This is a genomic window from Nocardia sp. alder85J (genome assembly GCF_020176955.2).
GTDB lineage: Bacteria > Actinomycetota > Actinomycetes > Mycobacteriales > Mycobacteriaceae > Nocardia.
On sequence record NZ_JAIUCZ020000003.1, the window covers coordinates 434,862 to 447,911 of the forward strand.

Consider the following 13,050-nt stretch of genomic DNA (forward strand, 5'->3'; position numbering starts at 1 on the left):
AGGAGGGAAGAATCGAGACTCAGGGGCCGAGAACCCGCCGCAGCGAAGCGAAGGCCAAAAACACCGAGACCCCTAACCGCCGGATCGAGCCGAATGCCGAAAATCCTGCACATGCGTGGTGGTCCCGATCCGCCACCACGGAACCTCCACCTCAGCCTCGTAAGCGCCCGACAACCGCACCCGCAGCCGCTCGTGCACCACCAGCTCACCCTCCGGCGCCGGCCCGCCCCACTGCAACCGTAACAACACCCCCAGCGGTTCATCCGCCCACGTAGTACGACGCCCGGTACTCAGCACCTCGGCCGTGACAACCTGCGACACCAGCGGCAGATCCAGCAGCGCCGCCAACGCGGGCGCGGTCGCCAACTCCCCGACCACCAGCCGATCCGCCGGCACCGCCGCCGCGTACCAGGGCTGATCCAGCACCAGCGCCCGGCTCGGCTCCAGCACGTCCCCCGACAACGCACGCACCCAGCCCGGCAACGTCAATGCCTCCAGGAACAGCCGCGGCAACGCCTCCGCCAGCTGCCCGTGCACCCGCGAAATCACCTCCGGCGAAGGATTTCTCGTCGGATCGGCAAGCGCCTCCAGCAGAACGGCAGCGGAATACTGGCTGACGGTCCCCGGGTCGGCCAGCACCGCACGCAACGCCAGCACATCGGTCTCACCGAAGCCGCTCAACTCGGGCAGCAGACCCGTATACGCGGTATCCGACGGCGCACGATGAATACCCAGCGGAATATCGTCGATACGCGCGTAACGCCGCAACCACCACACGGTGTACCCGTCGCGGTCGCCGAGCAACCGACGGGTCTCCGGCTCGGACAGCAACAGCCGCAACGCATCCGGCCACGCGTCGGCGTCGATCAGATCCAGGTCGCGCACGGCCGCGAGCACCGGCGGATCCTCCGGCAGGCTGTCCCACCAGAGATCCTCCTCGTCGAGATCGTGATCGGGCCCGGTCGGATCCGCCTCGGTGACAACGGCGAAGCCCCAGCCCACCCCGACCGCGCGCAACGCCGCCGCACCGTACTGCTCGACCAGCTCGACATCGACGGTGCCGAACGGGGAATCATCGACCAGCAGCTCCGCCAGCGGCGCGCCCGGCAGCAGCAGATCCTCCGCGGGCAGCAATTCGCCGGTGTCGTCCGGCAATTCGAGCATGCCCAGCCACTCCGGCAGCGCCACATCCTCGCCGGCCAGACCGGCCAGTTGCAGCACCGCGTCGACGGTGTCCGGATCGTCGGGCTGCTCCTCGAGTTCGGCCCGCAACGCGGGATCGGTGAGCAGTTCCTCGACGGTGGCCCGGCGCGCGCCGAGCCGGATCAGCAGGTCGTGGTCGGCCTCGGGATGCACCAGCCGGGCCCAGTGCACCGGGATCGGCACCTGCAACTGATCGTCCACCACCACCGTGCGGGGCCCGGTGACCTGGCGGCCGTCGGCCAGCGGCACCGCGAGGGCCCCCAGTTCCTCGACCGCCAGCGGATCGCCGACGAACGACTGCAACGCGTCGTAGAGCGAATACCACCATTGCAGTGGACGTTCCAGCCCCGCCGACAGCTCCGCGATCCGAGCCAGCCCGATCCGGTGCACATCCAGCACCGCCAGCCGGTCGGCGACCGCGCGCCCGGACAACTCCGGAATCACCAGCGGCCCCAGCAGATCCGCGAGCAACTGCGCCAATTCCGCACTGGCGCCGGTGAACACGCTGGACCGCGTCGGCGCCGCGACACCCTCGACCACCACCGGCTCGCCGCCGTCCTCGACATCGGAGTCGTCGACGGTCAGCACCGGCAACCAGGCCCCGGTGCGCAGTTCCTCGATCAGCGCCTCGCGCAGCAGCCCGTCCACCTCGCTGCGCGCGAAACCCGGCGCGGGCACCAGCAGCAACCGGTCGCGCGGCGGCAGCGCGCGGGCGAAATCGGCATAGCCGGAAGCCAATCGGGCCACCCGCCCACCGGGCAGCAGCCGCCGCCGATCCGGCTGCATCGCGATGTCGGCGATCAGCAACGCCGGCAACGACAGTTCCTCGTCCGACCGGGTCGGCGCCCGCAGCACATCGGGCCGCGCGGCCACCGGACGGCCGTTGCGCACCGGCAGCAGCCAGCGGGCGTGCCCGGTCCGGAACTGCCACCACACCCGATCACCGGACTCGTCGTCCGCGGCGAACGGATCGACCACCCCCGAACCCGAGGTCTCCGCATCGAGACCGGCCAGCAGCGCGTCGAGCGGATCCGGCTCCGCCCCGGTGTCGTCGTCCGCCTCGGCCGCCGCCGGCGCCTCGGCCGCGGCACGCTCCGGCCCACGCCCGATCCGCAGTTCCTCCAGACCACCGCCGAGTTCGACGACGACACTGTGGAACTCGTCCTCATCCACCCGGATCGACCGCAGCGCGGGCAGTTCCAGCAACAGATCGATCGCCTCGGACCGCATCGCCGCCAGCAGCGCGCCGGCATCGACGTCCGCGCGCAACCGCACCACGACCTCGCTGTCGAATCCGGCCGCCGGAGCCGCCTGTTCGGGCCAGACCAGCCGCAACGCGGGCGGCGCGAAATCGCCACCCCCGCGCGGGCCATGTTCGGGCAGCCGGACCCCGGCCTCGCGCAACGCCTCCCAGGTCCGCGCCCGGGAGAACCGCAACGAGCCGGTGGTGGAACGGAACTCGACCTCGTCGCCGGCGCTGAGCACCGCGGTGAAGCCGACCCCGAACTCCCCCACCGAATCCCGCCCGGACTTCGCCGAGGCGCGCAGCGCGGTCAGCGCGTGCACCCCCGAAACATCCAGCGGCACACCGGTGTTCATGACATGCAGCGCGTCGCCGCGCAGCTCCACCACCAACCGCCCCGGCACCCCGGCCCGCACGGCGGCATCGGCGGCGTTCTGCGCCAGCTCGGTCAGCAGCCGATCGCGATATCCGGCACGCACGAGATCGGCCTCGGTGGCCGCATCCTCACGCAGCCGGGTCGGTGAATCCCGCCACGCCGCCAGCACTCCAGCCCGCAGCGCCGCCGTCCCGAACGGATCCGACGTATCCACTACCGTGTTGCTCAGTTCGACCCCGCCGCTCCGGATTCACCAGGCCGGACCCGAACCGCGGACACGGCCCAGGCCTCGTCGTACTGCCCCGCGTCGCCCTGCGCACCGGGCACCGCCCCGGCCGATTCGGTACCGGCGGCGGCATCCGCTCCAGCCTCGACCACATCGGCCGCTCCTGAGTCCGGCTCGGCTACTGCCGAGTCCGGCTCGGCTACTCCGGCATCCGCAGCCCCGGCCGCGACGGGAGACTCCCCGGTGACGGCCTCCTCCGGCCCGTCGACCCGGCCACCGGAATCGGTCTCGTGCGAAATCTCGACCTCACCCACCGACACGACGGCCTCGGCGGCCGTGGCGCTCGGTGCGACTGGCTCGCTCGACGGCGCGGCAGCAGCAACTGCGTCGCCGTCCGCCCCCTGATTCGCCGGCACCGGAGCATCGGTGGCGGGCGCGGCAAGACCGTCGTTCTCGGGCGAGGGCCGTAACGGCTCGTCCGGCACTGCGGTCGCATCGGCTCGAACAGCCGATTCCGGGGTGGCGCCGAACAGGCCGTCGGGGGACTCCGCGGCCACCCCGACGGCGGGCGCCGACCCGGCGGCGCCGGGGCCGCTCTCGGGATCGATGGTCACCGCACCCGGCTCGGCGGCCGGATCGGTGTCCGTATCGGTCGGCGCGGCGGCCGAGTCCACCTCGGCAGCGGCCCGGGCGGGGTGGCCGTTCGAGGAGGCGGCGGACGAAGTGGTCGCCCGGGCCGGTTCGCCGGAGGCATCGCCGTGCGGCGCCGCGGATTCCGGGGTGTCCACGGCCGGCTCGGCCGGGGGCCGGAGTTCGGCGGTGGGGATCAGGTCCACGGCGGCGTCGTCGTACGCCTCGTACAGCGGTGAACCCTGGCCGGTGGGGAGTTCGATATCCGAATGTGCGCCGCAACCGTATTCGTTGTGCACGACGTGGCCGTCGGCGCCCATGGCGTTGGCGCAGACGCCGAAGGCCGCGCGCAGGGCGCCGGCCAGCGGCACGTAGAAACCGCACAGGCCGCAGTTCGACGGGGCGCTACGGGCCATGTCGGTGTCGGGGCCGAACTCGGAATACCAGCGGCCGGCCGCCTCCTCGCGGCCCTCCAGGCTGAGCACCCGGGGGCGGCCCAGGCCGATCTCCTCGGCGACCTCGTCGGTGACCGGATCGCCGCCGAGCAGGTAGCCGGGCACCAGGCGGGGGTCGTCGGGGCCGGTGGCGAGCAGGTCGCCGGGCGACAGGTCACCGGGCCGGACCCGCTGGTCCCAGGGCACGAAATCGGGGGCCACCAGGGCATCCGGGCCGGGCAGCAGGGCCGACTCGCTGACGGTGGCACGGTCGGCCTCCGGCGGCGCGGCGACCACCACCGCCCACTGCCAGCCGCCGTAACCGGGCAGCGTGGCCGCGAAGTGGTGCGTGGCGGCGCACTCGTCCTCGCCGGTCACCCCCAGATGCTCGCCCACGCCCGTCGGCTGCAACTCCAGGAGCGCACGACGGGCCAGTTCGACCGCCTCCGCCAGGATCGGTCGCACACCGGACTCCGAAACAGGAACAGCGCTCACGCCCTACATTTTGCCGTATGGGACGCAAACATCGTGCGTGGGCCGTGGCAGGTTCGATCATGCTGGCAATGCTGGCGGCTCCGAGCGCGGCCTGCGATACGGGCGACAGCGCCGTGAACACCCCTCAACTGCGCGTTCAGGTGGTGGCAACCCGGCCCCACGACCGCTCGGCGTTCACCGAGGGCTTGGAGATCGACGGCGGTCTGCTCTACGAGAGCACCGGTCTCGAGGGCCGCTCCACCCTGCGCGTCGACGACGCGACGACCGGGGCGCAACTCGGGCGTGTCGATCTGCCGCCGGAATTCTTCGGTGAGGGTGTCACCCGGGTGGACGACACGGTCTGGCAGATCACCTGGAAGAACCAGGTGGCCTTCGCCCGCGATCCGGTCACCCTCGCCGAGCGCGGCCGGGCATCGTACGAGGGCGAGGGCTGGGGCCTGTGCACCCTCGGCGACCGGGTGCTGATGAGCAACGGCAGCAGCACGCTGACCTTCCGTGACCCGGTGACCTTCGCCGAAACCGGATCGGTGCCGCTGACCAGCCACGGGACGGCCCGGCTCAACTCGCTGAACTGCGCCGCCGACGGCACGGTGTACGCCAACGTGTGGCCGACCGATCACATCCTGCACATCGATCCGGACACCGGCCGGGTGCTCGGCGACATCGACGCGTCCGGCCTGCTGGCGCCGGCGGACAAACTCGGCACCGACGTGCTCAACGGAATCGCCCAGGTCCCGGGCACCGATCATTTTCTGCTGGCGGGCAAGAACTGGCCGCTGACCTTCGAAGTCCGCTTCGTTCCGGCGTGAGCGGAGGGCGCTCGCGGGCCCGGCCGCGCGGATCGCGGTCCGGGCACCGCCCCGCGCCCGCCGTCCGTGCGAGAGAATCGACAGCGTGACTGTCTCCCGCGATCCCTCCGGCGCCGATCCAGGTCGGTGGGACGGCGAGGAGTACCCGATGCTCGAACGCCATCCCGGTTACGACCGCTATCCGCCGCCGAACTCGCCGTCGGAGCGACCCGCCCGCGACGGCGGCGCCCGCAACGGCTCCCCCCGGACCCGGCCGTTCGCCGCCACCGAGCCGCCTCCCGCCGAACCACCCCCCGAATCCGCACCCGAGTCGCCCGATCCGCCGCGCCGGGTCCCGCGCAAACTCACCGTGACCCGGGTGGTGGCCATGCGCAGCCTGGAACTCACCGAGAAGGGGTTCCAGACCTTCCAGCGGGCCGCCAAGGCCGACGGCGCCGGCGAGTCCGGGCTGACCGCCCTGGTCTACGCGACGATGGCCAACTTCGCGCTGGACGCGGCCATCGCGGTCGCGCTCGCGAACACACTGTTCTTCGCCAGCGCCACCGCCGAGTCCAAATCGAAGGTGGCGCTGTACCTGCTCATCACGATCGCGCCGTTCGCAGTGATCGCGCCGCTGATCGGACCGCTACTGGATCGGCTGCAACGCGGCCGCCGGCTGGCATTGTCGGGTTCGTTCGCCGCCCGGATCGCCTTCGCGCTGCTGCTGATGTTCAACGTCCACAGCTGGGCGCTGTATCCGCTGGCCCTGGGCTCGATGATCCTGAGCAAATCGTTCGCGGTGCTCAAGAGCGCGGTCACGCCACGGGTGCTGCCACCGGGTATCGATCTGGTCCGCACCAACTCCCGGCTGACGGTGTTCGGCCTGGTCGGCGGCACGCTGGGAGCGGGCGGAGTGGCCGGATTGATCGCGAGCGTCGCCGGATCGGCCGGGGCGCTGGTGTTCGCGGCGCTGATCGCGGCGGGCGGCGCCTATCTGAGCCTGCGCATCCCGTCCTGGGTGGAGGTCACCGAGGGCGAAGTGCCGACCACACTGGGCTATCACCGCAAGGACGGGCACCTGGTCGCCGCCGAGGACCCCGCCGCCGAGGCCGCGCCGCCCGGCCGCCGCCGCCAGCCGCTGGGCCGCTCGGTGGTGACCGGATTGTGGGGCAACAGCGCGATCCGGGTGCTGACCGGCTTCCTGACCTTCTATGTGGCCTTCGTCGCGAAATCGACCGAGCACCGGCCGGTACAGCAGGCCGCGATGCTGGGCGCGGTCGGCGCGGCCGCGGCCGTCGGCAACTTCGCCGGCAATGCGGCCGGGGCCCGGCTGACGCTGGGCCGGCCGGCGCTGCTGGTGGTCAGTTGCACCGCGGCGTGCACGGCCGCCGCGCTGTTCGCGACCTTCCTGGACAATCTGGTGGGCGCGGCGGTCGCCGCGCTGGTGGTCGCCGGAGCCAGTGCGCTGGCCAAGGTGTCGCTGGACGCGTCCATCCAGGACGATCTGCCGCCGGAGTCGATCGCCTCCGGATTCGGGCGTTCGGAGACGGTGTTGCAGCTGTCCTGGGTGATCGGCGGCGCCGCCGGCGTGCTGCTGCCGACCGTGTACTGGAAGGGTTTCGCCGTGGTCACGGCCCTGCTGGCGGTGGGATTGGCACAAACCGTGGTGAGCTACCGTGGACACTCGCTGCTGCCCGGCCTGGGCGGCAACCGGCCGCAGCACGCACAACCGGAGGTGCCCGGCGGCACCGACCTTCCCGGCGGTACCGAGGCGCCGGGGCTGTGACGGCCCGCCCACACCCGAGCGACAGGAAACCGATCCAGTGAAGCCCAGCACCCGCACGATCGCCGCGCTGGTCGCGGTGGCGCTGATCGTGGTGATCGCCGCCGTCGCCGGCATCGTGACCGTGGCGGTCCACCGTGCGCACCGGCCGGACCCGCAGCTCACCGCCTACGCGCACGGCACCGCGGTGACCGTGCCGCCGTATCGGTACTGCACGGTCGAGGACCAGGGGCAGCGGCTGGCGCTGAAGTGCGCGCAGAGCGGGATCACGAAGCCGCTGCCGACCCCGGCGGGCTACCCGGTGCAGCTGTCGCTGCCCAAGCAGATCGCCGACGCGCCCTGGGTGATGGTGCAGCAGTACGCACTACCCGACGGCACCACCGTGCAGCACCTGGCGTCCTACCGCGACTATCCGGCCGGGACCATGGCCGTCACCGTGGATTCCCGCCCGCAGCACGATCTCCGGCTGGTGGGCGTGGAGATCCAGCTGGTGCTGCCGGTGCGGGACGAGACCGGCGCCGAATCGTTCGCGCCGTACCAGGTCTGGTCGATCGCGACCGCCTGAGCGCGGCCGGCGCCGCGATCGATCGAGCCCGGTGATCGAGCCGGGCTCAGTGATCGAGTTCGCGGGCGACGCCGCGCACGACCTCGGCGATGCGCTGGGCCGTCTTGCGATCCGGGTACTTGCCCCGCCGCAGATCCGGCTGCACCGTCGCCTCCAGCAGGGTGATCATGTCCTCGATCATCCCGTGCAGGTCGTCGGGGGTCTTGCGCGGATGCGCCGGATTCTCGCGCCGGCGGCTCGGGGCCTCCTCGCGCACCGAGGGCAGCGGATCGAGCAGCTTGAGGCTCAGCGCCTGCGGGCCGCGCTTACCGGCGGCCATCCCGAATTCCACTCGTTGCCCGGGCTTCAACCCGTCGACACCCTTGGGCAACGCAGACGACCGAACATAGACGTCCTCACCCTCATCCTGGGAAAGGAAGCCGAAGCCCTTTTCGACGTCGTACCACTTCACCCTGCCGGTCGGCACTGCGCTCACCCGTTCGTCATCGATGCCCGGACCACCCGGGCACAACCGAGGGCACCGGAATACGTCCGGACCCTGCTGCTTGCTCGCGAAAAGAACGCGCCCCACAGTCATGCAGGACGCGAATGCACTGAGTCTACCCCGGTGCCGAGAGCCCGAGCACACGAGTTTTACGGTGCAGGAGTGCCCGATTCCCCCACGCCGCCGGCTCCGCGTCGTTCCGGCAATCAGCTGCTCTATGTCGCCGTAGGGCTGTTCGCGATCGGCCTGCTGGCCGTCGTCGCCATTCTGCTGACCCCCGTGCTGTCCGACAGCAAACCCGCACTGTGGTTGTACGTGACAGCCATGGCCGGCACCGCCCTGGGGTTGTTGCTGGCGATCCTGTTCGCGCTCTGGTCCGGCCGCCGCGCCCGGTAGCGTCCGCGAGCCCGCACATTTGCCCAGTTCATTCCCGATCTACTCCTGTGATGTTGGTCACATCACAAGCGGGTAACGAGCCGGTCACGGTCTCCGCTCGGCACAGACGCACCGCATTCACCTGCGCAGAAACACTTTTCGGGGCCTGACCCCGCGAGATCCGGGCACGGGCACACGCCGGTTATCAAATGGTGATTTTCTCCGGCGTTCGTCGTACGGTTCTTAACGCAGCCGGGATTCCCGGCACCACCGGCCCGCCGCACCGAACCTCACCCCGCGGGCACGGACCCCATACGGAAGCAAGGGGTGAGGGCGGCGCACCACACGGTGTGCAGGGAACGGACAGCCTCTCAGTCCGAACCCGAGGTTCACCTCGCAGGTGCGTACGAGAGGAAGACGACCCGATATGAGTGGACGCCATCGCAAGCCGACCAACACCGGCCGCACCGTCGCCAAGGTTGCTGTGACGAGCGCGATCGTGGGTGGGGCCGGTGTCGCCCTCGCCGGACACGCCTCCGCGGCTCCCGACTCCGACTGGGACCGTCTCGCGCAGTGCGAATCCGGCGGTAACTGGGGCATCAACACCGGCAACGGCTTCCAGGGAGGCCTGCAGTTCTCCCCCGGCACCTGGGCCTCGCACGGCGGCACCGACTACGCCCCGGCGGCCAATCAGGCATCCCGCGAGCAGCAGATCACCGTGGCCGAGAAGGTTCTCGCCAGCCAGGGCTGGGGCGCGTGGCCCACCTGCTCCTCCAACCTCGGCCTGCACAGTGCGCCGACCGAGCGCACCGCTCCGGTGAGCCCTGCGCCGCACTGGAACCCGGGTGGTTCCGACGATGTCGTGGGCGCGCCGCAGGCGCAGTTCCCCGACGGCACCCAGGACATCTTCTCGGCCGTCGACAAGGTCGTCTCCGTCGCCCAGGCGCAGGGCTTCCAGGTCCCGCAGGACGCGATGGACACCTACAACGCGTTCAAGGCCAGCGGCACCAAGCTCGATCCCTCCGTGGTGAACTTCTTCGAGGCGAACAAGGGCCTGCTGCCCAACTGATCCCGAGTTCGACACCGGCCGTCGGCAATACGGTCACGGCCGGTTCGTAGTTCATCGCGGACCGCTCATCTCCAGGCTCGAGGCTGTCGATCTCCGCGGTCGTTCTGTGCCGCGACGGGCATGCGCCGTCATCCACTCCGCTGTCGGCATGTGCGCTCGCGCAGACCATTCGAACCCGCCTCGCTCGGCATCAGCGCCGATCATCCAGCCGCACGGGTTGTTCCGTTGCCCCGGCCGATGGTCGGCGCTGCCGGTCCGCACCAGCCCGGCCATTCGTGCACTGCCGGTGGTCCCTTCCGGCCGTCACTCCTGCCGCCACGGCAGCGAACAACACACGGGCCTCACGGTTCACCCCTGGCAGCCATCACGTCTCGTGGCTACGGCGTTGCTGCCGCGGCCATCCACCGTCCCAGGGCGGGTAGCAAATCTCCCGGTGCGGCGTTTCGCCGTGGCAAGCATGTCCCCGCCGGCGATCACATCACGCGGCTGGCATTCCTGTGGCGAATACTTCCGGCGGCCGTTGCCCCGGCACTCGTCTGCGTCGGTCCGCCGCACGCCGGTGGCGGTGGCAACCTCGTGGCCATCGCACCGGGTGAGCAGAGCCGCCACTGCGGCAAAGTCGGCCGACGTCCGTTTTCCGCGCAGCAAAGGCCCCCGCACCGGTGGTGCGGGGGCCTCGATGCGGCTGGGTCAGCGGTTGATGACGGTGTGCGGATGCACGTAGGGCATCTGCTCGGCGGGGACGGGGAACTCGGTGTCCTCGCCGTACGGGGACAGACCACCCGAGCGGGCCGACGAGAGTTCGGTGACCGCGTGGTCGCCGTTGGCCAGCCGCGGCCAGCCGTTGTCGACGTAGGATTTCTTCGATTCTTTCGCCACGAGGTCATTCTGACACGGAGGCACACGTTCCGGTTCGCGGCCCGGCCCGGCGGCACCGGGCAGGGGCACCGCACCCGTGGCCACCCGATAGCCGAGCGGGGGCGCGGGTACGCGGAGCGCAGACACGAATACCGCGCTCACCGTACGCTGGACTGCGATGACTGCGACCGAAGCCTCCGCCGCGACCGGAGCGGCCGGCGGGGCCACCACCCTGGCCGATTGGCTGGCGGCCCGCACCGACGACGATCTGGTGGCGCTGCTGACACTGCGCCCGGACCTGGCGGTGCCACTCCCGGCGTCGATGGCCGTGCTGGCGGCCCGCGCGGAACAGCGGGCCTCGGTGTTCCGTGCCGCCGACGACCTGAACACCCTGGATTTCGCCGTGCTGGAGACCCTGGTGGTCCAGCACGCCGTCCGCGACACCGGCGCGCGCGGACGGGACGCCGAACCGTTGCCACGGCGCCGTCTGGTCGAACTACTCGGCGACCGCGCGCCCGAGGCCGCCATCGATGCCGCCGTCCACCGGCTGACCGCCCGCGCCCTCGTCTGGGGCGCCGACGACGCGTTGTTCGCGGTGGCGGCCGCCAAGGAGGCGCTACCGTGGCCGCTGGGCAGCACCACCGAGATCCCCGACGCCCTGACCGAACCCGAGATCACCGCCGCGCTGACCGAACTGGCCCCGCCGGAACGGGCGCTGCTGGACAAACTCGCCACCACCGGTCCGCGCGGGCGCACCCGCGACGCCGCGCCCGGCACCACGCCGGACCGCCCGATCCAGCGTCTGCTCGCCGCCCGCCTGCTGAACTGGGTCGACGCCGAGACCGTCGAACTGCCCACCGCGGTGGGTCAGGTGCTGCGCCGCGAGCCGGTCGCCGATCCGCACGCGCTGGTCCCGCCGCGGCCGGAACCGGCCCGGCATCACGCGGCCGAGGCCAACGCGGCGGCCGCGGGCGAGGTCGGCGAACTGCTGCGGCACGCCACCGACCTGCTGGAGGTGCTCGGCCAGGGCCCCGCGCCGGTGCTGCGGGCCGGTGGTCTCGGCGTGCGGGAGTTGCGCCGGGTCGCCAAACAGGCCGGCGTCGACGAGAACCGGGCCGGACTGCTGGCCGAGGTGCTGGCCGCGGCCCAGCTGCTGGACAAGGGACTGCCCGAACCGCCACCGGAACTCGACACCGTCGACGACTTCTGGGCGCCCACCGCCGCCGCGGACGGCTGGCTGGAGGGCCCGTCCGCCCGGCGCTGGGTGGTGCTGGCCCTGGCCTGGCTGGAACTGGACCGCTGCCCGTGGATGATCGGCCTGCGCGACGCGAACGACAAACCGCTGGCCGCGCTCTCGCCCGAACTGCGGACGGTGCACGCCGCCCGCGACCGGCACGCGGTGCTGGCGCTGCTGGCCGAATATCCGGCCGGATCCGCCGTCACCGCGGCCGACCTCGCCCGGGTGCTGGCGTGGCGGCAACCGCGGCGGCGCAGGCAGTTCCGCACCGACACGGTCGAGCACACCCTCGCCGAGGCGGCCGCCCTCGGCCTGGCCGGCCGGGGCGCGCTGACCTCGGCGGGTCGCGCTCTGCTGCACGGCAATCCGGGCGATGCCGAGGCCGAGATGGAGGCGGCGCTGCCCGCCCCGGTGGATCACGTACTGGTGCAGGCGGATCTGACGGTGATCGCCCCCGGCCCGCTGGTCGCCGACCTCCAGCAGCGCATCGCGCTGGTCGCGGACGTCGAATCCGCGGGCGCCGCCACGGTGTACCGGGTCGGCGAGCATTCGGTGCGGCGGGCGCTGGACGCCGGGCTGACCGCCGCCGAACTCCAGCACCTGTTCGCGGCGCATTCGCGCACCCCGGTCCCGCAGGCGCTGACCTACCTGATCGACGACGTGGCCCGCCGGCACGGCCGATTACGGGCCGGTCTGGCGCAATCCTTCCTGCGCAGCGAGGATCCCGGCCTGCTGGCCGAGGTGCTGGCCGCGCCGGTGGCCGCGCGGCTGGCCCTGCGCGCGGTCGCCCCGACGGTCGCGATCTCGCAGGCGCCGCTGGGCGAGGTGCTGGAGCAGTTGCGCGCGGCCGGATTCAGCCCGGCGGGTGAGGACGCCTCCGGCGCGATCGTGGATCTGCGCCCGCGCGGGGCGCGGCTGTCGGTCCGCCCGCACACCCGCCAGGCGTGGCGGCCCACTCCGCCCAGTTCCGAACAGCTGGCCCTGCTGGTGGCCGAGTTACGGGCCGGGGAGAAGGCGGCCCGCGCCCGTCCCGGCCAGGCGGTCCGCGCCGACGGCAGCCGCACCAGCACCGCCGCGACGATGGCACTGCTACAGATGGCGGCGAAGGTGCGGCGGCCGGTGCACATCGGCTATGTCGACGCGCAGGGCATCGCCACCCAGCGGGTGGTGGAACCGTTACAGGTGTCCGGCGGTCAGCTGGACGCGCTGGACCCGGTGACCGGCGCGGTCCGGCACTTCACCCTGCACCGGATCGCGTCGGTCGCCCTCGTCGAGTGAATTCCG

At 71.8% G+C, this 13,050-nt stretch carries 9 protein-coding genes and 1 pseudogene; 6 read left to right on the top strand and 4 right to left on the bottom strand.

Annotation, left to right across the window (positions count from 1 at the left end):
- Window positions 1–72: 72 nt before the first annotated feature.
- Window positions 73–3,036, bottom strand: a complete 2,964-nt coding sequence (locus tag LBW94_RS13175; protein WP_225054215.1) for a sacsin N-terminal ATP-binding-like domain-containing protein — start codon at window positions 3,034–3,036, stop codon at window positions 73–75.
- An 844-nt stretch (window positions 3,037–3,880) separates the two neighbouring features.
- Window positions 3,881–4,577: pseudogene (locus LBW94_RS44205) on the bottom strand (DUF3027 domain-containing protein); the annotation flags it as partial.
- Between the two features lie 47 nt (window positions 4,578–4,624).
- On the opposite strand from LBW94_RS44205, the gene LBW94_RS13185 reads away from it, so the two are divergent.
- From LBW94_RS13185 to LBW94_RS13195, 3 genes are all read left to right on the top strand, one after another.
- Window positions 4,625–5,416 carry a glutaminyl-peptide cyclotransferase gene (locus LBW94_RS13185; protein ID WP_225054212.1) on the top strand — a complete coding sequence of 264 codons (792 nt, stop codon included), beginning with the start codon at window positions 4,625–4,627 and terminating at the stop codon, window positions 5,414–5,416.
- Window positions 5,417–5,501: 85 nt separating this feature from the next.
- Entirely contained in the window at window positions 5,502–7,181 is a 1,680-nt protein-coding gene (locus tag LBW94_RS13190) for an MFS transporter (RefSeq protein WP_225054210.1), read from the top strand.
- 37 nt (window positions 7,182–7,218) lie between these two features.
- Entirely contained in the window at window positions 7,219–7,743 is a 525-nt protein-coding gene (locus tag LBW94_RS13195; protein ID WP_225054209.1) for a DUF2771 domain-containing protein, read from the top strand.
- A 46-nt stretch (window positions 7,744–7,789) separates the two neighbouring features.
- Here the strand turns inward: LBW94_RS13195 and LBW94_RS13200 are convergent, their stop codons facing one another.
- Window positions 7,790–8,209, bottom strand: coding sequence for a cold-shock protein (locus LBW94_RS13200; protein ID WP_225054451.1), 420 nt, complete (start codon window positions 8,207–8,209; stop codon window positions 7,790–7,792).
- Window positions 8,210–8,389: 180 nt separating this feature from the next.
- Between LBW94_RS13200 and LBW94_RS13205 the strand changes: the two genes are divergently transcribed.
- Window positions 8,390–8,623 (top strand): hypothetical protein, encoded by a 234-nt coding sequence (locus LBW94_RS13205; RefSeq protein WP_225054207.1) that lies wholly within the window; start codon window positions 8,390–8,392, stop codon window positions 8,621–8,623.
- Between the two features lie 406 nt (window positions 8,624–9,029).
- Window positions 9,030–9,671 (top strand): transglycosylase family protein, encoded by a 642-nt coding sequence (locus LBW94_RS13210; protein WP_225054206.1) that lies wholly within the window; start codon window positions 9,030–9,032, stop codon window positions 9,669–9,671.
- Between the two features lie 690 nt (window positions 9,672–10,361).
- Here the strand turns inward: LBW94_RS13210 and LBW94_RS13215 are convergent.
- The gene (locus LBW94_RS13215) at window positions 10,362–10,550 is read right to left on the bottom strand and encodes a hypothetical protein (protein ID WP_225054204.1); all 189 of its coding nucleotides are present in this window, start codon (window positions 10,548–10,550) and stop codon (window positions 10,362–10,364) included.
- Window positions 10,551–10,707: 157 nt separating this feature from the next.
- Between LBW94_RS13215 and LBW94_RS13220 the strand changes: the two genes are divergently transcribed.
- Window positions 10,708–13,044, top strand: coding sequence for a helicase-associated domain-containing protein (locus tag LBW94_RS13220; RefSeq protein ID WP_225054203.1), 2,337 nt, complete (start codon window positions 10,708–10,710; stop codon window positions 13,042–13,044).
- Window positions 13,045–13,050: the final 6 nt, after the last annotated feature.

What these genes read in the sequence shown, in the direction of transcription:
- LBW94_RS13220 (WP_225054203.1), top strand. Translation starts at nt 10,708, where the DNA reads ATGACTGCGACCGAAGCCTCCGCCGCGACCGGAGCGGCCGGCGGGGCC.
- LBW94_RS13185 (WP_225054212.1), top strand. Translation starts at nt 4,625, where the DNA reads ATGGGACGCAAACATCGTGCGTGGGCCGTGGCAGGTTCGATCATGCTG.
- LBW94_RS13210 (WP_225054206.1), top strand. Translation starts at nt 9,030, where the DNA reads ATGAGTGGACGCCATCGCAAGCCGACCAACACCGGCCGCACCGTCGCC.